The organism is Steroidobacter flavus (assembly GCF_042651805.1).
Classification (GTDB): Bacteria; Pseudomonadota; Gammaproteobacteria; order Steroidobacterales; family Steroidobacteraceae; genus Steroidobacter; species Steroidobacter flavus.
On the sequence record NZ_JBHSDU010000003.1, the window covers coordinates 1,512,896 to 1,538,027 of the forward strand.

At 61.6% G+C, this 25,132-nt stretch carries 17 protein-coding genes; 5 read left to right on the plus strand and 12 right to left on the minus strand.

Going from position 1 to position 25,132, the window contains the following annotated elements:
* Position 1: 1 nt before the first annotated feature.
* The 6 genes from ACFPN2_RS12040 to ACFPN2_RS12065 form a co-directional block, all read right to left on the minus strand.
* Positions 2 to 1,198 (minus strand): EAL domain-containing response regulator, encoded by a 1,197-nt coding sequence (locus ACFPN2_RS12040; protein WP_380596845.1) that lies wholly within the window; start codon positions 1,196 to 1,198, stop codon positions 2 to 4.
* On the minus strand, positions 1,185 to 3,884 hold the full coding sequence (locus tag ACFPN2_RS12045) for a hybrid sensor histidine kinase/response regulator (protein ID WP_380596846.1): 2,700 nt from the start codon (positions 3,882 to 3,884) through the stop codon (positions 1,185 to 1,187). The genes ACFPN2_RS12040 and ACFPN2_RS12045 overlap by 14 nt, the downstream gene beginning before the upstream one ends.
* A gap of 238 nt (positions 3,885 to 4,122) precedes the next feature.
* Complete coding sequence (gene kduD / locus ACFPN2_RS12050) at positions 4,123 to 4,887, minus strand: 2-dehydro-3-deoxy-D-gluconate 5-dehydrogenase KduD (RefSeq protein WP_380596847.1); 765 nt, start codon at positions 4,885 to 4,887, stop codon at positions 4,123 to 4,125.
* Between the two features lies 1 nt (position 4,888).
* Positions 4,889 to 5,740 carry a 5-dehydro-4-deoxy-D-glucuronate isomerase gene (gene kduI, locus ACFPN2_RS12055; RefSeq protein ID WP_380596848.1) on the minus strand — a complete coding sequence of 284 codons (852 nt, stop codon included), beginning with the start codon at positions 5,738 to 5,740 and terminating at the stop codon, positions 4,889 to 4,891.
* A 26-nt stretch (positions 5,741 to 5,766) separates the two neighbouring features.
* Entirely contained in the window at positions 5,767 to 7,179 is a 1,413-nt protein-coding gene (gene uxaC / locus ACFPN2_RS12060; RefSeq protein ID WP_380596849.1) for a glucuronate isomerase, read from the minus strand.
* Between the two features lie 180 nt (positions 7,180 to 7,359).
* Positions 7,360 to 8,409 carry a LacI family DNA-binding transcriptional regulator gene (locus tag ACFPN2_RS12065; protein WP_380596850.1) on the minus strand — a complete coding sequence of 350 codons (1,050 nt, stop codon included), beginning with the start codon at positions 8,407 to 8,409 and terminating at the stop codon, positions 7,360 to 7,362.
* 244 nt (positions 8,410 to 8,653) lie between these two features.
* Between ACFPN2_RS12065 and ACFPN2_RS12070 the strand changes: the two genes are divergently transcribed.
* Both ACFPN2_RS12070 and ACFPN2_RS12075 read left to right on the plus strand, forming a co-directional pair.
* On the plus strand, positions 8,654 to 10,162 hold the full coding sequence (locus tag ACFPN2_RS12070; RefSeq protein WP_380596851.1) for a UxaA family hydrolase: 1,509 nt from the start codon (positions 8,654 to 8,656) through the stop codon (positions 10,160 to 10,162).
* Positions 10,159 to 11,625 carry a mannitol dehydrogenase family protein gene (locus ACFPN2_RS12075; protein WP_380596852.1) on the plus strand — a complete coding sequence of 489 codons (1,467 nt, stop codon included), beginning with the start codon at positions 10,159 to 10,161 and terminating at the stop codon, positions 11,623 to 11,625. Before ACFPN2_RS12070 ends, ACFPN2_RS12075 begins: the two co-directional genes overlap by 4 nt.
* Here the strand turns inward: ACFPN2_RS12075 and ACFPN2_RS12080 are convergent.
* Positions 11,622 to 12,455, minus strand: coding sequence for a 2-keto-4-pentenoate hydratase (locus ACFPN2_RS12080; protein WP_380596853.1), 834 nt, complete (start codon positions 12,453 to 12,455; stop codon positions 11,622 to 11,624). The two genes, ACFPN2_RS12075 and ACFPN2_RS12080, sit on opposite strands and share 4 nt — an antisense overlap.
* A gap of 143 nt (positions 12,456 to 12,598) precedes the next feature.
* On the opposite strand from ACFPN2_RS12080, the gene ACFPN2_RS12085 reads away from it, so the two are divergent.
* A complete protein-coding gene (locus tag ACFPN2_RS12085) occupies positions 12,599 to 13,906 on the plus strand; it encodes a pectate lyase family protein (protein ID WP_380596854.1) in 1,308 nt (435 codons plus the stop codon).
* A 240-nt stretch (positions 13,907 to 14,146) separates the two neighbouring features.
* Here the strand turns inward: ACFPN2_RS12085 and ACFPN2_RS12090 are convergent, their stop codons facing one another.
* The 4 genes from ACFPN2_RS12090 to ACFPN2_RS12105 form a co-directional block, all read right to left on the minus strand.
* Positions 14,147 to 15,772, minus strand: coding sequence for a carboxylesterase/lipase family protein (locus ACFPN2_RS12090; protein WP_380596855.1), 1,626 nt, complete (start codon positions 15,770 to 15,772; stop codon positions 14,147 to 14,149).
* A gap of 72 nt (positions 15,773 to 15,844) precedes the next feature.
* Entirely contained in the window at positions 15,845 to 16,786 is a 942-nt protein-coding gene (locus ACFPN2_RS12095; RefSeq protein WP_380596856.1) for an alpha/beta hydrolase, read from the minus strand.
* Entirely contained in the window at positions 16,783 to 18,408 is a 1,626-nt protein-coding gene (locus tag ACFPN2_RS12100; protein ID WP_380596857.1) for a family 43 glycosylhydrolase, read from the minus strand. The genes ACFPN2_RS12095 and ACFPN2_RS12100 overlap by 4 nt, the downstream gene beginning before the upstream one ends.
* Positions 18,409 to 18,536: 128 nt before the next feature.
* The gene (locus tag ACFPN2_RS12105; RefSeq protein ID WP_380596858.1) at positions 18,537 to 21,374 is read right to left on the minus strand and encodes a TonB-dependent receptor; all 2,838 of its coding nucleotides are present in this window, start codon (positions 21,372 to 21,374) and stop codon (positions 18,537 to 18,539) included.
* Positions 21,375 to 21,674: 300 nt separating this feature from the next.
* Here ACFPN2_RS12105 and ACFPN2_RS12110 point away from each other — a divergent pair, with 300 nt between their 5' ends.
* Complete coding sequence (locus tag ACFPN2_RS12110; RefSeq protein WP_380596859.1) at positions 21,675 to 22,682, plus strand: sugar kinase; 1,008 nt, start codon at positions 21,675 to 21,677, stop codon at positions 22,680 to 22,682.
* A 91-nt stretch (positions 22,683 to 22,773) separates the two neighbouring features.
* Positions 22,774 to 24,204: an aldehyde dehydrogenase family protein gene (locus ACFPN2_RS12115; RefSeq protein WP_380596860.1), complete on the plus strand. Its 1,431-nt coding sequence runs from the start codon at positions 22,774 to 22,776 to the stop codon at positions 24,202 to 24,204.
* 11 nt (positions 24,205 to 24,215) lie between these two features.
* Here ACFPN2_RS12115 and ACFPN2_RS12120 read toward each other — a convergent pair whose 3' ends face one another.
* Positions 24,216 to 24,905: a hypothetical protein gene (locus tag ACFPN2_RS12120; protein WP_380596861.1), complete on the minus strand. Its 690-nt coding sequence runs from the start codon at positions 24,903 to 24,905 to the stop codon at positions 24,216 to 24,218.
* Between the last annotated feature and the right edge of the window lie 227 nt (positions 24,906 to 25,132).

Consider the following 25,132-nt stretch of genomic DNA (forward strand, 5'->3'; position numbering starts at 1 on the left):
GTTACTTGCGGACGACGGGGACGAGCGTGTGATCCGCGCCGTTCCACACGTCGATGAACGATTCGATCTCGGACGCCGGCATCGACGGCGCGATGAAATCGCCCTGCAGAGCGTCGCAGCCACACTGCTCCAGGAACTCGAACGACGGCGAGTTCTCGATGCCTTCCGCGCACGCTGTGAGCGACAGGTTATGCGCCAGCTCGACGATGGCGCGCACCACTGTCGCCGCCGCCTTGCTCTGAGCGATCTCGGAGATCAGCAGGCCGTCGATCTTCACTTCGCTGAACGGCATCTTGTAGAGCAACGTCAACGACGACGTGCCGATACCGAAGTCGTCCAGCGACAGCCCGACGCCCTTCACGCGCAGGCGCGTGAAAATATCCATCACCAATTCCGGATCGTCGACCGACGCCGCTTCTGTCACTTCCAACGTCAGCTGCTCCGGCCGCACTTCGAACTCACGCAACACGCGTGACAACCGCTCCGGGAATTCCAGATCCTGCACCAGTCGCGGCGACAGGTTCACCGCCGCGCCGAGATCCAGACCGCGCGTGCCCCAGTGACCGATCTGACGAATCGCATCGGTGAGCACGAAGTCGGTGAGATCGACGATCAAACCGGACTGTTCCGCCAGCGGCAGGAACTCACCCGGATATAACAATCCCAAGCGAGGATGGCGCCAACGCACCAGCGCCTCGGCACTGCGCACGTGCCAATCGTTCGCCGCCCTCACTACTTTCGGCTGGTAGTGCACGATGAGCTCGTGCTCGTCGATCGCCGTCCGCAGCTCTTCGACCGAAATGCGCGAGCTGGGCTCGAGATGTTTGGCGAGCAGCGTCTCGATGTCTTCGAGCATCGCCGGCTTCTGCAACGTACCGAGCATCTTCAATCCCAACGACTCGCCGAGCTGCCGCGCGCTCGCCAGCACTCGCTGATCCATGCCGCTCGCCAGCAGGATTCCGGAAGTCACATTCTGGCGCGCCAGATAGCGCAGCGCCTCGATGCCATCCATGCCCGGCATTTGCAGATCGAGCAGGATCAACGCGGGCTGCCGCTGCGACAACTGCTCGCGGAAGCTGGCCGCGCTGTCGGCCGTGATCACGGTGCAGCCGACGCCTTTGCCGATCTGCTCGATCAGCTCCAGGAAGTCCGCCTCGTCATCGACCGCCAGTAACAAATTCCTCTCACGCCGGAACACGCTTGTTCTCCTCTTTTCCATCCAGCAGAGCGCGCATGCGGCGCGCCAGCTCTTCTAATTGATACGGCTTGGGCAGCAGCTCGACGCTGCCATCGAGCACGCTCCGGTGCATCAGACTGCTATCGCTGAAGCCCGAGGTGAGCAGCACTTTCAGCTCGGGGCGCCGCTCGGTGAGTTTTTCCACCAGCTGCGGACCGAGCAGGCCGCCGGGCAACATGATGTCGGTGAACACCAGGGCGATGTCCGGATGTCGCATGAATCGCTCCAGTGCCTGATGCCCGTTGGCAGCCTCATGCACTCGATAGCCGAGGCTGGTAAGAATTTCAACCGTAGTCCCCCGCACCTCGGCATTGTCCTCCACCACGAGGATAGTTTCATGGCCGCGAGGCAAATCTTCTTGCACGGTGCCCACGGGCGTCATCTGATCCGCGCCCGCTTCCGACCGTGGAAAATACAACTGAACCTTCGTGCCCTGCTGGGGCGCACTGGCGATATGCACGTGGCCGCCCGACTGTTTCACGAAGCCATAGACCATCGACAGGCCCAGGCCGCTGCCTTTGCCCACTTCTTTGGTCGTGAAGAACGGCTCGAACACGCGCTTGAGCGTCTCGTTGGACATGCCCGCGCCCGTGTCGGCAACTTCCACCAGCGCGTACTCTCCGGGCGTCAGGCCATCTTCACGCGGCTGTCGGTCCGCGCCGATAGTCACATTGCGAGTCGCGATGGTGATGACGCCGCCGCCCGGCATCGCATCTCGCGCATTGATCACCAGATTGAGCACGGCGTTCTCCAGCTGCCCGGGATCGGCTCGCGTAAACCACGTATCCGCGGCCAGCTGACTCTGAATCTCGATATCGCCTGTCAAAGAGCGACGCAGCAATTCGTACATGCCGCCGATCAAGGCATTCAAATCGACATTTCTCGGCTCGAGCACCTGCTGACGCGCGAATGCGAGCAATCGTTTGATCAACTCACCGCCGCGCATGGCCGCGTTGAGCGCGGTCTCTGCCTGTCGTAACAAACGCGGCGTCTGTTGTAACGAACGGGTCAGCAGCTGCATGTTGCCGACGATCACCGAGAGCAGATTGTTGAAGTCATGCGCGATGCCGCCGGTGAGGCGCCCCACCGCTTCCATCTTCTGACTCTGTCGCAACTCCGCTTCAAGCAAACGTTTCTCTGTAATGTCACGAGCCGCGACGAAGCAGCCTTGCAACTCACCGTTGTCGTCGTAGTGAGGAATGAACGCGGCTTCCAGATCGATCTGCTTGCCGCTCGCATCCCGATAACGACCTTGCCCTTCGAGCGTCTTGCCTTGCAGCGCTTCGCGCACGTACGGACCGATTGCTCCATAACGACGGTCGCCAATCACATCTTTGATCACGCGTCCGCGAGAGTCGGCCAACGGCACCGCAAAGAACTGTTGAAACACCCGGTTCGCGTAGAGGATGCGCTCATCGCGATCCGCGTACGCAACGAACAGCGGCAACGAGTCCAGCACCGTGCCGTAGAAATCCTGGCTGCGACTCAGCGCCTTTTCGGCATCGATCTGCGCACTGATATCACTGAGCGAGCCGGCCAGTCGCGTCGGGCGCCCCGACGCATCGCGCTCCGCTTCGCCCCGCAAACGACACCAGACAATGTTTCCTTTGCGCGTCACGACGCGACACCGCGTGTCGAGCCGGCTTTGATTCTCCAGATGCGCGCGGATTTTGCTCAACACCGCCACGCGATCCTCCGCATGCAGCACGTTCTGGAACGCTTGAAACGTGTTGGCGAAATTCACATCGGCACAGCCGATGATGTCCCGGAACCGGCTGGCGTACCACACATGGCCGGTCAGCAGATCCCACTCATACAAGCCGTCCAGCGTGCCACGAATGGCGCGCTCCCAACGCTGCTCGACCTCGAGCGCCGTGCGTTGATCCTGTTTGCTACGTGAGATGTCCTGAAGCACACCGATGACCCGCAGCGCCTTGCCGGCCGCGTCCCGCCGCACCACCTTGGCGTGCGCCATGAACCACTTGTGAGTGCCGTCGTGCGAGGTCAGTCGATATTCGGATTGGAAGTACGGCGAGCCGCCGTGAAAGTGACGCTCGAATTTCTCGAGCACACCGCTGTCGTCGGCCGGCAGCATCAAACGCTCGCTCAGCTCCTGGCGCTTCACCAGTTCACTGGGATCGATGCCGAGTGAAATGCGCCACTGATCGTTGTATGAGACCTGGTCCTGCTCGACGTTCCAGTCCCACATGGACAGCTCGCTCGCCTCCATCGCCAACTCGAGCCGCGACTCGCTGGCACGCAACGATTCGCGAGCGCGTTTGTAATCGGTGATGTCTTCGAGCGTGATGACGACTTGTTTCGAGTCAGCCGCGCGCGTGCTTACGCGAGTCCATAACAGGCGACCGCCCTGGCCGTGAATAAGCCATTCGGCGGTGAAGTCCTCACCGGAAACGATGGCCTCACGCAGATGCTGATACATCGGCGACTCATTGCTCGAGCCGGCGAGCAACTGCAAACCACCGTGCAGAATCTCGTCGCTCTCGTACCCCGTCAGCCGGCAGAACGCCGCGTTGACGTACGCTAGCCCGACCTGCACGCCATTGCGGGTCGCAATAGCGATCCCGTGAACGGCGGCATCGAGCGCGACGGACGCGTCGATGACAGGGCTGCGGTCGGCGACAGACATGAACTAGGGGTTTTGGCCAGCTTGCGAGTTTGGATGAGTGACATAAGCGACCAACCTCGGGCCGCAAGTGCCGGAGTCTGAAGAAATCCGCGCCGCGAAAGTGTGTTGTGGCGCGCGATGGCGCCCGGTTAAGGGTTTCCCCTAACGCTGGCGGACGGGTCGCGGCTCGCCGCGCATGTCTTCCCCTGCAAAACCGGATCGGAAGCTCGGCGAGCGTTAGCGAGACGAGGAGCGCGCGTTAGCGGGCGAGCCACCCGCCGTCGACGGGGATGATCGTGCCGTGGACATAGTCCGACGCGGCCGAGGCGAGAAACACGGCGGCGCCACCCAGGTCGGAGGGCCTGCCCCATCGCCCGGCCGGGATGCGATTCAAGATGTCCTTGTTACGTTGCTCATCGGCGCGGAGGGCCGTCGTGTTGTTGGTCTCGAAGTAGCCGGGCGCGATCGCATTCACGTTGATGCCGTACGAAGCCCACTCGTTAGCTAACAATCGAGTCACACCCGCGAGTCCACTCTTACTCGCCGTATACGAAGCCGTGCGGATGCCACCCTGAAACGACAGCATCGACGCGATGTTGATGATCTTCCCGCCGCGCCCCGCCTCCACCATGTGCTGCGCCACCGCCTGCGCAAGAAAGAACGGCGTCTTCAAATTCACATTCAACGCCGCATCCCAATCCTGCTCCGTAAACACCAGCGCATCGTTCCGTCGAATGATGCCCGCGTTATTGATCAGGATATCGACGCGCCCCGCCGCATCCACAGCTCGAGCCACGACCTGATGCGCCTCATGGCTGCGCTCCAGATCGGCGTACAGCGAATGAAACTTACGACCGGCGGCGACGACACCTCTTTCAGTGTCGACCGTGCTGGAGCGGGCGATGCCGACGATGTCCGCGCCGGCTTGCGCCAGCGCCACGGCAATACCTTGCCCCAGACCGGTGTTGGCGCCGGTCACCAGCGCCACTTTGCCAGCGAGCGAAAACGAAGCGGGTTGGCTCATGTTATTTCAGCTGGCAAATATCGAGGACGTTCATGTCGGTGTAATCCAGGTTCTCGCCACCCATGGCCCAGATGAAGCTGTAGTTGCGGGTGCCCGCGCCCATGTGAATGGACCACGGCGGCGACATGACGGCCTCTTCGTTGCCGATGACGATGCTACGCATCTCATCCGGCTCGCCCATGAAGTGCATCACACGCTGCTGCTCGCCTTCCAGATCGAAATAGAAATAAATCTCCGAGCGGCGGTCGTGCAGATGCGGCGGCATGGTGTTCCACACGCTGCCGTTCTTCAGCAGCGTCATGCCCAACAGCAGCTGCGAAGACTTGCAGGTGGCCGGCACGATGTACTGATAGATGGTGCGCTCGTTCGATGTTTCCAACGCGCCGCGCTCCAGCGGCACGGCCTTGTCGATCGAGATGTGCACAGCCTCGAAGCGCGCATGCGCCGGCGTCGAAGCGAGATAGAACTTGGCGCTCTCGCCGGCCTTGGCCGCTTCGAACGTCACATCCTTCGTGCCCATCGGAACATACAAGCCGTCTTTGGGTGAGAGGTTATAAACGGTGCCATCGAGCGTCACTTTGCCGGCGGTCTTGCCGATGTTGACGACGCCCAGCTCGCGACGCTCCAGGAACGGCTTGCCCTTCGCCGACGCCGGCTCGGTCTGCTCCGGCAGCTTCACCGCCTGACCCGCCGCCATGACGCCGCCGACGACGAAGCGCTCGTAGTGCGTGTAGTTCAGCGCGATCTGATTCTCTTTGAACAGATCCTGCACCAGATAGCGCTCGCGCAGCTGCTCGGTGGTGGCCCCGGCCATCATGTCCGGATGCGTGGCGTGATACGTTTTCTTGAACACTTGGATTCCCCTGCGAGAGTGCGCAGTCAGAGCTTGTAAGCTTGTTTGGGCAGCCGATAGGCGAGATCGCGAACCACCTGGGCGGCGGCATCTTCATCGATGCGATGCTCGGCGACCAGGCGCGACAGATAAACGCAATCGACACGCCGCGCCAGATCGTGGCGAGCCGGGATCGACAGGAACGCGCGCGTGTCGTCGTTGAAGCCGACGGTGTTATAGAAACCCGCGGTCTCGGTGGTGTACTCACGGAAGCGCAACATGCCTTCCGGACTGTCATGGAACCACCAGGAGGGCCCGAGCTTCAGCGCCGGATAATGACCGGCCAGCGGCGCGAGCTCGCGGCTGTAGACCGTCTCATCCAGCGTAAACAGAATGATGCTGAGCGTCTTGCTGTTACCGAAACGATCCAGCAACGGCCGCAGTGCCTGCACGTATTCGGTCTTCTCGGGAATGTCCGCGCCCTTGTCTCGACCGAGAGTATCAAACAACCAGCGATTGTGATTGCGGAACGCGCCCGGGTGAATCTGCATCACCAGGCCATCGTCCACGCTCATCTTCGCCATCTCGACCAGCATGGCCGCGCGGAACAGCTCGGCGTCGGCCGGCGTGAACGCGCCCTTGGTGACTTTCTCAAACAAACGTTGCGCGTCGGCGTCGCTCAGGTCTGCCGTTGCAGCGGTCGGATGGCCATGATCGGTCGACGTCGCGCCGGCCTTCATGAAATCCGCACGACGCTTGCGATGCGCGTTGAGATAACCCTGCCACGAATAAACATCTTCACCCGTCAGCTCAGCGAAACGCTTCAGCGCGTCCTTGAACTGCTCGTGGTCGGGATCGATGACCGCGTCGGGGCGATATGCCGTAACGACACGGCCCTTCCAGCCGCTGCTCTGGATCTTGTGATGATGCTCGAGCGTGTCCACTGGCGACTCGGTAGTCGCAATCACTTCGATGTTGAAACGTTCGAACAGTGCGCGTGGACGGAAGGCATCCTGCGCAAGCTTCTCGCCGATGACGTCGAAATAATGATCGGCGGTCGAGGGCTCCAGTCGCACCGTGAGACCGAACACCTTCGCAAACACATAGTTCAGCCACAGCCACGACGGCGTGCCGTTGAACAAATAAAAATGCGCCGCGAACTTGCGCCACGCCTCACGCGGATTGGCGCTCGACGGCCCGCGTCGCGACCCGACGCCGAGCTCGTTCAGGTCCAGGCCCTGGCTGTACAACATACGAAACAAATAATGATCCGGCGCCAGCAACAGCTCGGTGGCATTGCCGAACGGCGCATTGCCCGCGAACCATTGCGGATCGGTGTGCCCGTGCGGGCTGACGATGGGCAGATCCCGGACTTCCGCGTACAGACGGCGCGCAATCTGTCGAACGGCCGGATCGGCCGGAAACAAGCGATCTTCGTGCAGGTGTAAAGGTGTGCTCATGGCTGATGTCGTCTGCCGTTGCGGGCAGGTCCAGTGAAGTAAATGGTAACCGGTGTCATGGTCCACCGCCAGTAATCTCTACCCCTGGAAACCTGAACCGTGCGCAAAATTCCCGCGCCGGTGCCCGACTCGTGAACATTCATTGGATGGACGCAACCCATCCCGTGACGGTTCTAGGCCCTAGTTCGCCGGGCGGCCTGAGGACTCGCGCACCACCAAATGCGGAAAAACCGTGGTGGCCGCGGCCGACGGTCCTTCGGTGCGCGAAATCTTTGAAATGAGCTTCTCCGCCGCCAGCCGCCCCATGTCCCGGATCGGTTGTCTCATGGTGGTCAATGAGGGACAAAGCCGGGAGGCGAGCGGACTGTCGTCGAAGCCGATGATCGTAAGATCGTGCGGAATCCGCAGTCCGCGAAGATACGCCGTGCGATAGACACCCGCCGCAGTTTCGTCGTTACCGGCGAAGATCGCGGTGGGTCGGGGCGAGCGCGATAACAGCATTTCGGCGCAAGCGGCGCCCGATTCGAAGGTGTACGCGCCTTCTGCAATGTAGTCCGGCGACAACGTCAGGCCGCGATCGGCGAGCGCATTGGAGAATCCTTCGAGGCGTTCCTGCGAGGAACGATAGGTCGGCGGGCCGATGATCATGGCAATGCGCGTGTGTCCCAGCTTCGCCAGATGCTCCGCCACTTCAGCGGCGGACTGGCGGTCCATGGACTGCACCAGGTTCTGCGGCTCGTCCAGCGCGGCCGACAGAATGCGGATATACGGACAACTGATGTCTCTGAGCACATCCGCCAGCGCATTGTTCTCCGAAACCGGCGGCAGAATGATCATGCCGTCGAGCTTCTGGCGACTCACCAGCTGACGAATATCGCCCAGGAATTCCGGGCTGTTGCGATCGCAGGGATGCACCACCAACTCATAGCCGACCCGGCGCAAGGCGCCCAGCGCGCCTTCCTGCACATTGATCACATAAGGCGCGTTCGGGTTGTCGTAGACCAAACCGATCAGGTACGAACGGCGAAATGCCAGGCCGCGGGCCTGAGGATCGGGCGTGAAGCCGGTGCTTCGAATGATCTCGGCAATGCGCGTTCGCGTTTCTTCACGAACGAACGGCGACTCATTGATGACCCGCGAGACCGTCTTCTTCGAGACATTGGCCAGTCGCGCGATGTCGTTGATGGTGTGCTTCTTCTCGCCGGCCCGTCGGAACGTGGCCGGAACCACCGGGACGGGCTCCGCGACCGGCACGGGCCGCGGTTCAGCTACCGCGCGCGGGGCGGCTGCCGGGGGAGTCGGCTGACGAGTGGTTTTTTTGGCCGATTTTTTCGCCATCGACGAGATAACCTGCTGTAAGTCGGGCGGCGTCAGAATACCCTGCGTCCAGCCTGGGGCGCAGTAACGGTAGCAGAACCCGACGCCGGCTGACACCGGTTTCCCGATTTCATCGATCAGTGCCATCATGCAGACCATGAACGCCCCCCATTCTGTCTCACCCGCTGTCTATCGAGTCTCGACAGAAGACGACGTCGCCGTTGCCTTACGAGACCTGGCCGCAGAAGAAACGATTGCCGTTGGCGATCGCTCGGTGCGGGTCACGGCGCCGATTCCTCGTGGACATAAGCTGGCCATCCGCCCCGTCTCCGCGGGACAAGCGGTTCGCAAGTACGGCTGGCCGATCGGCCGGGCCACGGCCGACATCGCCGTCGGCGAGCACGTGCACTCACATAATCTGGAAACATTGTTGAGCGGCACGGATGAATATGAGTTTGGCGGGTCGGCCGCAGCGAACGTGACTAAGTCAGCGAGCGAAGGCTCGTTCCTTGGCTATCGCCGCGCCAACGGCAAGGTCGGCACGCGCAATGAGATCTGGATTCTGTGCACCGTAGGTTGTGTGGGCCGCACAGCTGAACGCATCGCGCGGCTCGCTGCGCAGAAATATTCAGGTCGCGTCGACAACGTCGTGGCCTTCCCTCATCAATTCGGTTGCTCACAACTCGGGGGCGATCTCGATCGCACGCGACGCTTGATCGCCGGACTCGCGCGCCACCCTAATGCGGGCGGCGTGTTGATCCTGGGGCTCGGTTGCGAATCGAATCAGCTGTCGAAGTTGCTCACCGAAATTCCGGACGCAGAGCGCGAGCGCATTCGTTACTTCGCAGCTCAAGCGACCGAAGACGAAACGGAAGCAGGCTTGCAGGCGGTTGAAGATCTCGTGCAACTCGCCGAGAAAGATCAGCGCGTACCGTGCGGTCTCGACGATCTGGTCGTCGGCTTGAAATGCGGCGGGTCCGATGGCTTCAGCGGCATCACCGCGAATCCTCTCGTCGGCCGTATTGCCGATCGCGTCACCGAAGCGGGCGGCACCGCGGTGCTCACGGAGATTCCTGAAATCTTCGGCGCCGAACAGTTGTTGATGAAACGGGCCGCGAGTCGCGAGGTGTTCGACGGCATCGTGCATGTCGTGAATGACTTCAAGGAATATTTCCTGCGGAACAACCAGCCGGTGCACGAGAATCCGTCCCCCGGCAATAAGGCCGGCGGCATCACGACGCTCGAAGAGAAATCGCTCGGCGCCGTGCAGAAAGGCGGCCATGCCACGGTGACTCAAGTGCTTCGCTACGGTGAGCGCACCACCAAGCCGGGACTGACGCTGCTCGAAGCACCGGGCAACGACGGTGTTTCATCGACGGCACTGGTCGCAGCCGGCGCGACTATCTTATTGTTCACGACGGGCCGCGGTACTCCGCTGGGCTTCCCTGTGCCGACACTGAAGATCAGCTCGAACTCCGCGCTCGCCGCCCACAAATCGCATTGGATCGACTTCGACGCCGGCAAGGCGTTGACCGCCGCCGATCCCGAAACTGTGACCGATGAATTCCTGCAGCTGATCGTCGCCACCGCGTCCGGGCAGCCCGCGCGCAACGAGCTGAACGAGCAGCGTGAAATTGCAATTTGGAAAGATGGTGTGACTCTGTGACCTTATCGCTCGCATCCATCGCGGTTCTCGGCAGCCGCGATCTGAAAATTCCCACGTACGACCGCAACGCCGTCAGCATCGGCATCGTTCATTTCGGGCCGGGCGCGTTTCATCGCGTGCATCAGGCTTGTTACATCGACGATGCCTTGCACACCGATCCGCGCTGGGGCATTTGCGAGGTGTCTTTGCACAGCACCGGCGTGCGCGACGCACTCCAACCACAGGCAGGTCTCTACACCATCGCCATTCTCGACGAGCAGTCTTCGTTCCGCGTCGTCGGCTCGGTGAAAGAAGTGCTGGTGGCGCCGGAATCGCCAGGCGCCGTGCTGGAACGGATGGTTGCTCCGACGACGTACATCGTCAGCGCGACCATCACGGAGAAGGGTTATTGCCTGAACAAAGAAGGCGGACTGGACTTCTCACATCCGGATATCGCTCACGACTTGAAACATCCCGACGCGCCGAAGACGTTCGTGGGCTTCCTCGCTCGCGCCTTGCGCATCCGTCATGACCGCGGGCTCGAGCCGTTCAACGCCATCAGCTGCGACAATCTCGCGGACAACGGCCATCGCCTGCGACGCGCCGTGTTGGAGTTCGTTCGCTCGAGCGATCCGGGTCTGGCCGCTTGGGTCGAGAAGGAAGTGACCTTTCCGTGCACGATGGTAGACAGCATCACGCCTGCGACTGACGACGCGCTTCGCGCTCGCGTGAAAGAAGCGCTCGGTGTCGAAGATCTGTGGCCCGTGCAGCGTGAGTTCTTCAGCCAGTGGGTCATCGAGAACAAACTCCGCGGCCCGCAACCGGACTGGGCGTCGGTCGGCGTCACGGTCACTGACGACGTTGCAGGTTTTGAACGCGCCAAGCTGCGTCTGCTGAATGGCGCGCACTCGACGCTGGCGTACACGGGCAGCCTCGCCGGTTACGAAACTGTCTCCTCGGCCATGGGCGACAAGGCGCTCGCAACGTTCGTTCGTCAGATGATGATCGAGGACATTCGCTCGGGCCTCGCCGCGCCGAAGGGGCTCGATCTGGATCAATACATCGAAGCGGTGTTGCGCCGGTTCCGCAATCCAACCATCCGTCATTTGCTGTCGCAGATCGCGTGGGACGGCTCGCAGAAGCTGCCGTTCCGAATTCTGCCGACGATCGCGGAGAACCTGGCCGCCGGTCGCTCAATCGCGCGTCTGTGCGTGCCGCTCGCCGCCTGGTTTCATTTCATTCGTTGGATGGTTCGCAACGAGCGACAGATCATGGACCCGCTCGCGGCTCAGCTCACTGATTTGGCCAAGCGTTGCAACGGCGATGCAGCTCACGACGTCGGTGTATTCCTCGGGCTGGAGAAGGTCTTCAGCGCCGAGCTGGCACAGAACGCGACATTCCGTGCGGCACTCGAGAAGGCTTATGCGCGACTGTCCTCAGTCGAAAGCCCCGCTCAACTCGGCGAGGCTCTGACAGGCATTTAGCGCGGGGCGCCCGACAGATACGGACCAGCACGAACGGCGCGGCACTCAACCTCGCCGCAGCCTTCAAACACGAGGCGTGACTGCTGACCTGCGCGAATGTCGTGCACGCCGGTAATCGCACCTGTGGAAATGAAATCGCCTGCACGCAGTGGGCGACCGCGCTGCGCGCATTTTCCTAACGCGAACGCCAGTGCACCGAGCGCGCCCTGTCGAATAAATGCAGTACCGCGGCCGACGAAGCCATCTTCGATGAAGGTGAGTGCAACGATCTCATCGACGGAGCGCCATTCGCCGATGCTCGCGCCCACGATCACGCCCCAGTTGTTTCCAAAATCGGAAATAACGGCGCCGGGCCCCAGATCGTTCAGGGTCGCGAGCGGACTCACCGCGGTTTCCACGCCCAGATGAAAACTCCGCACCATCTCGGCGGCTTCATCGATGCTCCAGACCGTCTTGGCCGCCGGCGCATCTTCATTCACACGCAACACGATCTCTGCTTCAACCGCGCCGAAACCGCCTTCGATCACGGGGAAGTCGACCACCTGCCCGACGCGGGCGGTGTGCAGATTGCGCTCGAACACCGGACCGACCAGGCGTTCTTCGGGAAATTGCTGAGCGAAGGCCGAGCCGATGCGCGCCACTTTCCAACCGACGATGCGGTCCGGGAAGCGCTCGATCGCGAGCTCCTGGCAACGATAGGCCTCGGCCAGCGTCGCGGGCAACGTGCCCGGATATTGCGGTAAGGACTGTCCCGCCAAACGTGCCCGGACAAACTGTTCAGCAATCAATTCGGCGCCATCCGGCGTCCCATGCAACACCGCGCTACTCATGTCGCAGTATTCTCCCGTGCAAACATTAAATTTCCCGATAGCGGCGGCTGGACACCCCCGCGATCCGTCGAAACACTGTATAGAGGAAACCGGTGTCATTTACAATCTACCGCGCCCGATACCAAGTCCTTTCAGGGGGTCTCATGCCGATCGATGCGTCGTCACTGCGCGCCAGACTGGGCTCGCTGCTCTTATTGTTAACAGCAGCCACTTCGCTCGCCGCCGCTGACAATTTGCTGGCTTTTCCGGGGGCGCAGGGTGCCGCGGCACAGACGCCGGGCGGTCGGGGCGGAAAGATCGTTCGCGTCACCACGCTCGATGCCACCGGCCCCGGCTCGTTGCTCGAAGCCCTGGAAACCAAGGGGCCCCGCATCGTCGTGTTCGAAGTCGGCGGTGTAATCGACATGCAGAAGCATGAGATCAAAATCAAGGAGCCGTTCCTCACGATCGCGGGGCAGACGGCGCCGTCGCCCGGCATCACCTTGATCCGCACCGGCATCGATGTGCTCACCCATGACGTCATCCTTCAGCACATCCGCGTGCGCACCGGCTCCGCCGGCTCGGAACCGCGCAGAGGCTGGGAGCCCGACGCCTTCTCGACGATCGGTGCTTACAACGTCATCGTCGATCATTGCTCGATGACCTGGGCGGTCGATGAAAATCTCTCGGCCTCGGGGCCGCGCTTCACGGGCAAGACGGTCGAAGAGTGGCGCAAGGGCACTTCTCACAGCATCACCTTCAGCAACAACATCATTGCCGAAGGCTTGCGTCACTCTACTCATGCCAAGGGCGAGCACTCCAAGGGCTCGCTGATTCATGACAACGCCAGTGACATTCTGATCATCAACAACCTGTATGCGCACAACCACGAGCGCAACCCGCTGTTCAAAGGTGGCGTGCACGGCATGGTGATCAACAATCTGATCTATAACCCCGGCCCGCGCGCCGTTCACTACAACTTGATCGCTGAAGAATGGCGCGGCCAGCCGTACCAGACCGGCCAACTCGCCCTGATCGGCAATGTCCTGCGCGGCGGTCCATCGACACCGGCGCATCTGCCGCTGTTCATGCTCGGCGGCTCGGGCGATTTGGAATATTACGAAGCCGACAACATCGCGGTGGACTGGACCGGGCAGGAACTGCCGAAGTTCGGTCGCTACACCAATTCGTCGGCAAAGCTCATTCCGATGGCCAAGCCGGCGCTGCCGTTCGGCGTTCAGCCGATCGCTGCGGCTGAAGTCCAAGATGCGGTGATTCGTGAAGCTGGCGCGCGGCCGTGGGATCGCGATCCGGTCGATGCGCGCATCGTCGCGGACACGATTGAAGGCCGTGGCGAAATCATCGATAGCGAAGATCAAGTCGGCGGCTATCCGGCTTACAAAGAAACGCGGCAGAAGTTCGACGAGAAGGATTGGGACCTGCGGTATATGACGCCGCGACAGAAAAAATAGATACATCGGGTCGGAGAAGAGTTGCGCGCAACGGCGCTGTGACGTATCGGCGGCGTCGGGAGTGTCCTAGCTCTTCCCGGCAGCTTCGGACAGCAAGGACCTGCCGTAGCAGCGCCACAGGGACGTGCAAGTAGGGCGCCCGCGACAGCGGAAGCGAAGCGTGCGCAGGCGGGTGCGCGGTGCCGGGAAGAGCTAGGACACTCCAGGCGACGCGGACCACCGGCGCCTCCGACAACGCGGTCAATACGTGCCGCGCTGGATGTAGGGCACCTGAGCAAACAGCTTTCGCTCCTCGCTACGAGGATCGTTCACCAGCTGCGAACTCACATCGAATACCATGGTCGCGCGCGTCGGTAGCTCGTACGGCTTCCATTCCGGGATCTTCGCGTTCGCCGGATTGCCCGTGCGTGCAAACGCGATGAACGCCTCGCTCATCTGATCCGCCGTCTTCTGCGCGTCCGCATCTTTGCCGGACGGTGAGCCGGGTTGGGCGATGTTGTCGAACACCAGTGGGATATCCATGCCGTGCATCGCGCCGAAGCGTCCATTCTCGAGCGGCGAGCGATAGTTCAATTGATACGCATACGCCGGCGAACCCTGCGCAGCGCGTAGTTCCGCTTCTATAACAGCGCCGCGCCACGACCGTCCCGCCGTGGTCGCAGCGAAGAACACTTCCGTCGGCGAGTATTTCGGATATAGCTTCCGATACTCAGCGATGACGTACTCGGGTTGAATATCGACGAGTAGCTGCGGCAACAGACGCTCAGGCAGTTCTTCCCAAGTCAGTTCGTGCACGCCCGGCTCATTGCCCAGGAATGCGCGCGTCTCATCGAGCGTATTGCCGATGATCATGGGAATGCCCGCCGCCAACGGCGGAGCGTCGGGGTAGAACGGGTGGCGCGGCAACACGGACTGATCGAGCACCGGACCGAAATAGAGACTCCGCCCGACCATCGTTGGATCGTTGGCGCGAGTCGCGGCGACCAGGTCGGCGGTCGGCACGTCATTCAACTTTGAGACATCCGTGAGCTTCAATGTTTCCAGAATGCTCCGCGCACGCTGAGTCGCCCCGCGAGGGCCGGCAGCGGTGATCTGCTGACCGCTCATGGTCGCCGCTCGATGGAACGAACCTTTCGCGACCGGCATCGCCATCAGGGTCGCGATCTTCGCACCACCCCCGGACTGCCCGAACACCATGACCCGCTGCGGATCGCCGCCGATCGCCTCGGCGTGATCGCGCACCCAAGCGAGTGCTCGCACCAGATCGAGAATGCCGACGTTGCCCGACGAGGCGTACTGCGGCCCCGCGAGCCGCCCAAGATACAAATGACCGAACACATTCAGGCGATGATTGACGGTAACCACGACGACATCGCCGCGATAACACAGCCGCGTGCCATCGTACAGCGGGCTCGATCCTGAGCCGCTGCTGAACTCGCCCCCATGGAAATAAACCATCACCGGCCGCTTGCCGCCGTCTTTCAACGCCGGCGTCCAGACGTTGAGGACCAGACAGTCCTCACTCATTTGCTCGCGTGAGCCGGGCTGCGGACAAGAGGGGCCGAAGCTCAACGCGTCGCGCGTTTTCTTCCAAGCGACGGGAGGTTGTGGCGGCAGGAAGCGAGTGTTCCGAGTGTCTGCACCGTAGGGAACGCCCTTGAAGACATGCACGCCTTGCGCTTTGACGCCGGCGACTTTGCCGGCGCGGGTTTGCAGGATGCTGCTCTTGCCACCGCCGTCAGCGTGAACAATCGACGGCAGGCTTAAACTGCCAGCCAGCAACAGCGAGCTACCGAGCAGCTCGCGACGAGAGATCGACGCGTGATCTTTCATCGCAACCTCAGTGGCCGAGCGTCCAGCGTCCATCGCAGCCTCATGGCCATACGCCCAGCTTTCATCGCAAGGTCTTGAGTGAGCGCGTAGCCAGAGCGCCCGCTCTCACGAAATCCAACCCTGACTCTGCAACCATTGCCGACACCGCTCGATCCATCGATCGCCGGTGGTGGCATTGTTGAGTCCGTAACCGTGACCACCCGTCGGATAAATCATGAGCTGCGCCGGAATCTTCTGCGCCTGCAAGGCTTGGAAGAACAGAATGCTGTTCGCCACCGGCACCGTCTGATCGTCCGCCGCGTGAATAAGGAATGTCGGTGGCGTGTCGCGAGTCACGGCGAGCTCAGCAGAAAACCGCTTCACATCGTCTGGCGACGCCGGCACGCCCAACAGCTGATCCCGCGAGCCCTTGTGCAACGTCGGCTCAGCAAATGTGATGACCGGATAGATCAACATCAAAAAATCCGGACGCACATCGGCACTTTGCCACTGAGACAGCACGGGAGTACCAAACATCGTTCCCGTCGTAGCCGCCAAGTGCCCACCCGCGGAGAACCCGATCACGCCGATACGTTTCGGATCGATCTGCCACTTCGCCGCATCACGCCGCACCGACGCGACCGCTTGCTGCGCATCCTGCAGCGGCCCGACGCGCTTGTCCTTCATATGTTTATCGCTGGGCGTTCGATACTTCACGACAAACGCCGTGACGCCCATGTCATTGAAAGCCCGCGCCACGTCGTAACCTTCTTTGAGAATCGACGTGCCACGGTAGCCGCCGCCCGGCAGGATGACGACCGCCGCTCGCTTCGGATCCTGCTTCGCCGGTCGATACGCCGTGATCGTCGGGCGAGAAGTGTTCAGAATGAACGGCCACGGTTCCTTCGGATCGCGCACCGACTCCTCATCCGGCGCCGCGATGGCACCGGGAATATCGCCAGGATACAAAGGTTGCGCGGGCGGCTCGGCCGCTTCGACCGATGCCATCAGCGCCAGCCACCCGAATAAGCCCATCGCGCCACGGCGCACCTTGTTCTTCGAAATCATGACCTCGCGGAATCCTCCAGCGCCTGGTAACGCATGTCACGAAACACCGCCGCGCCCTGCCCTGCCACATACAGCGCCGGTCGCAGACTGAGGAAATCATAAGCCACGTTGTGGTGATAGCCCGAGACTTCCATCTGCACGTCGAACTTCTTCCACTGCTTGCCGTCGAGGCTATAGCGGATGGTCACGATGTGACGATCGTTCTCTATCTGCAGGTGTAAGCGTCGCTCCACGCCCGGCGGCAGCTTGTGACGACGCTCCAGCCCATAGCGATGCATGGTCAGACCGCGAGTATCGAATCCCAGTCCACAGTACAGACGCTTGTTATAGAACAACAGCAGCCCGGCCTGCGCCTCGCCTTCGAGCTCGATGTCCACGGCCACTCGATACGCTGTGTCGGGTGCGATGAAAGACAGCGGCGAGCAATCGTTCGGCTGCGAGCCCTTTCCCGTAACGCGCAGCGCCTTCGGCTGATACTGTACGCGAGACATTTCGTCCGGCCCTGGATTGTAGAAGCCCCACAGCACCCCGAAGCGATTGCTGGAGAAGTCATCCGACAGCGGCATGCCATTCGGTAAGGGCTTGCCTTTGCCCGGCTTCGCAATCGGCTGCGACAGATCGCCACCCTTCGCGCGGAACCAACCGTCCTTGGTCCACTCGATTGGATCAAGCAGCGTCTGACGACCGAGCGTCCAGAAACCATTCTCGTAGCCGTGATAAACCATCCACCAATCGCCCGCGGGCCCTTCGACCAACGTGGCGTGGCCGCGTGACCACCACTTTTCTTTGGCCGAGTAAGTGCGAACGATGGGATTGGCGGGATCGTTTTCCCAAGGACCGTGAATGGATTTGGAGCGCGCAACGATCACCATGTGCCCGGTCGGCGGACCGGCCGTGCCGCCTACCGCAGTGATCATGTAGAAATATTGGCCATGGCGCATGACCTTCGGGCCTTCCGGGGAGAAGCCCTCGACGACCCAGTCTTCGGGGTAATGCCACGGATCGTACACGTGCTCGACCGGACCGTCGGTCTGCAAACCGTCGTCAGTCAGTCGCACCCGATCGCCGCCGCTTAGAAATAAATAGCGCTTGCCATCCTCGCCGACGGCGTGGCCGGGATCGATGTGACTCGGCAGATTCAGATCGATGGGATCGCTCCACGGCCCGCGGATGTTATCGGCGTGAATCGCATACGTCGATTTGCGATCCGGCCAGCGCGCCGGGATGTAAATGTAATAACGGTTGTTGTGCTTGATGAGCTCGCAGGCCCACACCGAGCCGATCGGTTTGGTGAGCGCGGCCACGATCGGCTGCCAGTTCACCAGGTCGCGCGAATGCCAGATCACGATGCCTGGATAGGCATCGAACGACGAGAACGTCATGTAGTAATCGTCGCCGTCCTTGAGCACGGTCGGATCGGCGTGATCGCCCGGCACGATGGGATTCAGAAAGGTGCCGTCGCCGAGATCGGCCTGTCGTTGTCCTTCGATGCCTCGCCGCCAGGTCTTCGACGGCGTTTTCTCCTCGCACGGAGTGGCGCTGTGTGAGGTGTCGGGAAGCGCCCCGGCCGCCGCGCCCAGAATGGCCGAGCCCAACAGCCCGCGTCGACTGATGTCTGTCATGTCACCTCCGTCCAGGAAAACGAATGATATCGGTAACAACTCGCGACCGAAACAAACGTCGGCGCATCACCAGACGGAGTTTGTCCGGCGGCGAGGCCCGCCGCCGGACTTGTTTTCAAGCGATGGCGTTAGAACTTGTAACGCGCGCCCAGCAGATACTGACGACCCTGATGGTGGTAATACGACAGGCGGTCGCCGTTCGAATCCACGTACTGGTCCTGGAACTCGTCAGTGAGATTGAGCGCCTCGAGCGTCAGGTCGAGGTGATCGTTCACGGTGAAGGTCGACGAGGCGTCGACGCTCAACGTCTCGATCGTGCCTTCCACGTCGTTGAGGTTACGGCCCGGCACCGTGGTCAGATAGTCGTCGCGATAGGCCGCCGACACGCGGGCGCTGAACCGCTCGTTTTCCCAGTACAGCGTCGCGTTATAGGCCGACTTCGACAGACCGGTGAGATCGTCCTTGGCCGCGACCGCGCCGGTCGCCGACAGATACTCGATCTCCGACTCGACGCCGGTGTAGTTCAGGATCAAGCCGAAGTGGCTGAAGAAGCCCGGCAGGAACGAGAACGGCTGTTGATAGCTGATCTCGAAGCCCTTCAGGTCGCCGCCTTCGGTGTTGGTCGGCTGCGAGAACTGCCAGCCGGCCAGACACGTGGCCGGATCCGGAATGGACGCGCCGCAAGCGGCGATCGCGACGCTGTTCGGCAAGCCGAGCGTGTTGGTCGAGAAGTCGCCGGTGCTGCGGATGATCTGCACGAAGCTGTCGATGTCCTTCTGGAACAGCGCCAACGACACCAGCGAGTCCTCGGCGAAGTACCACTCGAACGACAGGTCGTACGCCTTGGCGCGATACGGATCCAGCTGCGGATTACCGGCCGTCACCGTCTTATTGGCACCGGTGATGCCCACCTGCGCGCCCGGAGTCAGAATGCCCAGGCCGGTCGTGCCGCCACCGCCGTTCGGGCGCACCATCACTTTCGCGGCCGACGCACGAATCACGAACTGATCCGTCACATCGAACGCCACGTTCAACGACGGCAACGTGTCGTCGTAGGTCCGCTCGACCGTCGTCAACAGCGGCGCGCCGGAGGTGAAGGTATAACCCGACGATGTTTGCTTGGTCTCCACGTAGCGCAAGCCGACATTGGCGCGCAACGGGCGATCGAACAGGAACGTCTTGAAGTCGGCCTGCACGTAGCCGCCGGTGTCCTCTTCATCGACGCTGTAGTTGCTACCCAGCACCGGCTCGATACCGAGCGGGAACAGCGAACGGTCATAGATGCCGAGCTGCGCGGCGGCGGCATCGATGTTCGGAATGAGCCAGGTCCTCGGCGTGCCATTGGGAACATTCAAGTTGCCGCTGATGCGCGCCAGCGCGCTGTAAGGACCGACCGCCGTCGTGGGCAGACCGGTCACGTTGCCTTCCTGAGTCGACGTCGTGCCGTTGGTCCGTTGCAAGGCGCTCGTCTCGAACTCGAATTTCTTGTACTGCGGGCCGGCCTTCAACGTGATGATGTCAGTCACGTCCCAAGCCACATCGAACGACACCGTCTTGAAGGTGTTCTCCGAAGTCTGCGGACGCAACCGAATCTGCGACAGACGCCAGGTCGCCGGATTGGTCACGTCGGCGCTGCCGTAAGAGATCACCGGCAGTCGGCTGTTGCCTCGGAAATCGTAGCTGTAGCCGTTGATGTCGTTGGCGTCGAACAGCAGCGTGGTCTGAATCGGATTGTCGTGCTCGGCTTCCGAATAACCGACCAGGCCTTTCACGCGCAGACGATCGTTGAACTCGTGCGTGCCTTCGAGGGTCAGGTGAGTGAAGTCGGTCTCGAGCTCGTCATGACGCGCTTCGGAGCGAATGTCGACGTTGTTGAACACGCCGTAGACGATCGTGTTGGTGTTGTCGATCACCGCATCCGTCACGCCGATGACGTTGCTGTTGGCATTGTTACCGCTGAAGCCCGGGGCCTCCAGGAAGATTTCGTTGCGCTCGGCTTTGAACTTGGCGTACAGAGCATCCAGGCTGATCGTGGTCCGGTCGGTCGGCGCCCACTGCAGCGAGCTGGTGATACCGAGACGATCCTGATCGTGCTGATAAATATCGTAGCGAGGAATGCGCGGACGGAAGGCGGAATTGAGCTGTGCCAGGGTCAAGCCCGGCGCGCTCGAGGTAGCCGCGAAGCTCGCGCCGGCGTTGGTCGTGCCGTCCGCGTTGAGCGCGTTCTGCCAACGCACCGTGCTCGAGCCTTCGTCCAGCAGCTTGCGCTCGCTGTACGCGACCGACAGCAACGCGCCGAAACGTCCGTCTGCAAATGTATTGCTGATGAGGAACGCGCCGCGCGGATCGACATCTTCGTTGATGTCGTTGTAACCGGCCTGCGCGCTGGTGACGATAGTGAGGCCGTCATAGTCGAACGGCCGGCCGGAACGCAGATCGACGGTCGCGCCCAGCGAGCCTTCTTCCACTTCCGCCGCCGAGGTCTTGCGAATCGTGATCGAGTTGAACAACTCGGACGCGAATGTATTGAAGTCGAACGAGCGGTCGCGATTGGTGCCGCCGGCAGCATCGGTGCCGCCGTTCGCGCTCATCGCTTCCATGCCGTTGATTCGTACACGGGTGAACTGCGGACCCAGGCCGCGCACGCTGATGTTTCGACCTTCACCCGCATCGCGCGCGATGGACACGCCAGGCACGCGCTGAATGGATTCAGCGAGGTTCAGATCGGGGAAATCGGCAATGTCCTCCGCGACGATGGCATCGACCGCGCCGACTGCAGCGCGCTTCTGATCCAGCGCCAGGCTCAAGCTCTCCTTGAAGCCCGTGACAATGACCTCTTCAAGTGCCCCTTCCTGCTGAGGCGCTGCCTGTTGTGAAAGTGCGACAGTGCTGGCGGACAGCGCCGCCACTCCCAGAACGGTCCGAACCGCGACGCGAATCGATCCGTGTCGACCTGACTTCGACATGATGAAACCCCCATTCCTTTCCAAATCGCCCTAAAACCCGCTGATCTCGGCCATAGGCTCACGGCGCCCGGGTATGGCCGACGTGCCAACCCTGCGATTGGCCAACCCGATTCGGTGACACCGGATATGCCTTGTTACTTGGCGATGACACCGGTGACAATGCGTGCAGGCTAACAGAGCATACTGTCGGCCGGCAAGACACCCTCATTGGTTTTCTTGCAACACGCACCTCGAAGCCTGATCCGCCTACAATCTTGCTGCAGTGCTGCTCTTCACATTTCTTACGGAACATTTGCCCGCATGAACCCTGCCGTCGTTTGTTTTGGCGAAGTCCTGTTACGGTTGTCATCGCCGGGCAAGGAATTGCTGTTGCAATCTCCACGCTTCGACGCTCACATCGGCGGCGCCGAAGCGAATGTTGCAGTTTCATTGCATAAATTCGGTCATCGCACCCGTGTCGTCAGCGCGCTGCCGGATTCGACGCTCGGCCGCGCGTGCGCGGATGAGTTGCGCCGTCATGGCGTCGAAACCGATGCAATACATTTCGGCAACGGGCGCATGGGAATGTACTTCCTCACTCACGGCGCCGGTCATCGACCCGCGGAAGTGCTCTACGACCGTGCAGATTCAGCTTTCGCGATCGCGCCGCCCGCCACCTATGACTGGGCGTCGTTGCTGACGAATGCACGCTGGCTGCATGTTTCAGGCATCACGCCCGCTGTGAGCAGCGCCACGGCCGAAGCCGCATTACAAGCGATGCAGGCGGCGCGCAAAGCCGGCGTGCAAATTTCTTTCGATTGTAACTTCCGTGCCCGATTGTGGGGCTCGCGCGCTCCCGAAGCTCCGCAACTGTTGACTCGTCTATGTGAACTGGCTGATGTGATCTTCGGCGACGACCGTGACATCGGATTCATGCTCGGCTTCAAAGCGTCGGCGGCGGATGCGCGACGGGAAGCGGCCGATCTCGCTTTCAAAACATTCAAACACCTGCGCTACATCGTCTGCACCGAACGGGCGCGTCACAGTGTGGACGTTCAGCAACTGACGGGCTTGCTGTTCGACGCGAAGAACACCTACACCAGCCGCTCCTATCCCTTGCACAGCATCGTCGACCGCATCGGCGGCGGCGACGCTTTCGCCGCGGGTGTTCTGCATGGATTGCTGACAGGCATGGCACCGCAGGCCTCCATCGACTTCGGCGCGGCAGCGGGTTGCCTGAAGCATTCCATTCCCGGCGATTTCAATCTGCTGGGCGTGGCGGATGTGGAACTGCTGCTCTCGGAGAAAGGCGGCGACGTCCGCCGTTAAGCGCTATGATTGTCCTCCCTTTTGCGCCGTGCCCCGGCCTGCTCTGCGGGCTGTTCTGGCGTGCGGATCGCGTCCATTTGGCGGAGGACCCATGTACGAGTTCAAGCGGTTTTATATCGATGGCGCCTGGGTGACCCCGCCGGGCCGTCGCGAGCTGGCGGTCATCAATCCGGCCACCGAACAGGAAGTCGGCAAGATCATGCTCGGCACGGCCGACGACGTGAACGTCGCTGTGAAAGCAGCGCGCACGGCTTTCGAAACGTACTCGCAAACGACGCGTGAAGAGCGCGTCGCGCTGCTCGAACGCATCATCAAGGTTTACCAGAGCCGCATGAAGGACATCGCCCAGGCGATCTCCGACGAGATGGGCGCGCCGATGAAGTTCGCGCTGAACGCGCAAGCCGGCAGCGGCCTCGGTCATTTCATGTCGACACTCGCCGCGCTCAAAGAATTCGAGTTCGAAGAAACGCTGGGCACGACCATGATTCGTCGCGAGCCGGTTGGCGTCTGCGGCTTGATCACGCCGTGGAACTGGCCGCTCAATCAGATCGGCTGCAAAGTCGCTCCGGCCCTGGCTGCGGGTTGCACGATGGTGCTCAAGCCCAGCGAAGTCGCGCCGCTCAGCGCGCATATCTTTGCTGAAGTCATGCACGAGGCAGGTGTTCCCAAAGGCGTGTTCAACATGATCGATGGCGATGGCCCGACTGTGGGCGAGGCGCTGTCACGTCACCCGGACATCGACATGATGTCCTTCACTGGCTCGACCCGCGCGGGCGTGCAAGTTGCGAAGGCCGCTGCGGAGACGGTGAAGCGCGTGTCGCAGGAGCTCGGTGGCAAATCGGCCAACATCATTCTGGAAGACGCCGATCTGAACGCCGCGGTGAAGAGCGGTGTGCTGTCGATGATGTCGAACACGGGTCAGTCGTGTAATGCGCCGTCGCGCATGCTCGTGCCGAAGAAGCTGTACGAAGAAGCGGTGGCTATCGCGAAGAGTGTCGCGACCAAGCCGGTCGTCGGCGATCCGAAGAAGGAAGGCGTCACCATGGGCCCGGTGGCCAACAAGATGCAGTTCGAGAAGATTCAGCGCTTGTTACAAACCGGTATCGATGAAGGCGCCACCGCGGTGATCGGCGGCCCGGGCCGACCGGACGGCATCGACAAGGGCTACTTCATCAAGCCCACGGTGTTTGCGAACGTCAACAACTCCATGACCATTGCGCGCGAAGAAATCTTCGGGCCGGTGCTGGTGATGATTCCATACGAGACCGAGGAAGAAGCGGTGCGCATCGCCAATGACACGGTCTATGGCTTGTCGGGCTATGTTTATTCCGGCGATATCGAGCACGCCCGCAAAGTCGCGCGTCGCCTGCGGACCGGCATGGTCCATTTGAATGGCGCCTCGACCGATGTGAACGCGCCGTTCGGCGGTTACAAACAATCGGGCAATGGCCGCGAGTGGGGCAAGGAAGGCCTCAAGGAATTCCTCGAGGTCAAGGCCATGATGGGTTACTCGGCGGCCTGACGACGCGTCGTTTACTGCGACGGCCCGTGATCCGGATTGGCTTCCGGCACGGGCCCGGTGCGGCGATCGTACAAGCGCCGCACTTTGATTCCTGACAGCTCGCTGTCGCCACCCCAGCTCATCAAATATTCCAGCTGCCCGGTCTTGGTCAGCCGAAACTTCTCCACCGCCCGCGGCCCGCTGCGAACTCTACGCTCGATCACAAACCACTCGCCCTCCCAACCGACCCAGGAGTCGGCGAGCTGACCTTCCGGCATCGAGACCTGCGTATGACTGCCCGCCTGCACCCGTCGTGAGTCGACGGCGGAAAGCACATCGAACCGGCCCGGGTCGACTTGTTTGATCTCCAGCGTCGGACTGATACCGAGCATCTGGCGCAGATTCTCCTGCTGCTGTTTCTGCCAGGGCCGCGGACCGCGACGGCGATTGCCATTCTCATCGGGCGGCGGGGCATCGGCGTCGATGGGGGGAGGCACGTTGGCGGGGCGGGATTCTTCTTCCCGCCGGCGCATGCGTTCGAACCGCTCCCACTCCTTGGCCTGCTTCTCCGCCAGCAAGGCTTCGGGGTCGTCACTGGCTGCGGTGTTCAAGATCCAGAAGCCGGTGAGGTCGATGGGCTTCTTAGGCGCGGCCGCGTAATCCGCCAACGCCAGCACGGACCACAGGCACAGCACGAGGGCGCAGAGGGATCTTGTTAACAAGGGGAGCTCGGCTTTGCGCGAGTTATGGAAGATGAGTTTTAGGGTGCTGGGTCAGCTTAAAGATTGACCTCGGTTGGGGCAACCGCGTTCCCTCGGATGCGCCCCACGTAATCGCCTCCCCCCAGTTTCGAGCGACAGCAAGAAACGCCCAGCGCTCGTAGAGCGCGCCAGCTTGCGAACGAAGTTCGCTGGGCCGGACTCGGCTCAAACGTCTCGGCGGCGTCGGG

Coding starts and splice junctions, on each gene's coding strand:
- ACFPN2_RS12070 (WP_380596851.1), top strand. CDS start 8,654: ATGAACGCCCCCCATTCTGTCTCACCCGCTGTCTATCGAGTCTCGACA.
- kduD (WP_380596847.1), bottom strand. CDS start 4,887: ATGAGCCAACCCGCTTCGTTTTCGCTCGCTGGCAAAGTGGCGCTGGTG.
- ACFPN2_RS12095 (WP_380596856.1), bottom strand. CDS start 16,786: ATGATTTCGAAGAACAAGGTGCGCCGTGGCGCGATGGGCTTATTCGGG.
- ACFPN2_RS12115 (WP_380596860.1), top strand. CDS start 22,774: ATGTACGAGTTCAAGCGGTTTTATATCGATGGCGCCTGGGTGACCCCG.
- ACFPN2_RS12110 (WP_380596859.1), top strand. CDS start 21,675: ATGAACCCTGCCGTCGTTTGTTTTGGCGAAGTCCTGTTACGGTTGTCA.
- ACFPN2_RS12080 (WP_380596853.1), bottom strand. CDS start 12,455: ATGAGTAGCGCGGTGTTGCATGGGACGCCGGATGGCGCCGAATTGATT.
- ACFPN2_RS12090 (WP_380596855.1), bottom strand. CDS start 15,772: ATGGACGCTGGACGCTCGGCCACTGAGGTTGCGATGAAAGATCACGCG.
- ACFPN2_RS12045 (WP_380596846.1), bottom strand. CDS start 3,884: ATGTCTGTCGCCGACCGCAGCCCTGTCATCGACGCGTCCGTCGCGCTC.
- ACFPN2_RS12100 (WP_380596857.1), bottom strand. CDS start 18,408: ATGACAGACATCAGTCGACGCGGGCTGTTGGGCTCGGCCATTCTGGGC.
- uxaC (WP_380596849.1), bottom strand. CDS start 7,179: ATGAGCACACCTTTACACCTGCACGAAGATCGCTTGTTTCCGGCCGAT.
- ACFPN2_RS12105 (WP_380596858.1), bottom strand. CDS start 21,374: ATGTCGAAGTCAGGTCGACACGGATCGATTCGCGTCGCGGTTCGGACC.
- ACFPN2_RS12085 (WP_380596854.1), top strand. CDS start 12,599: ATGCCGATCGATGCGTCGTCACTGCGCGCCAGACTGGGCTCGCTGCTC.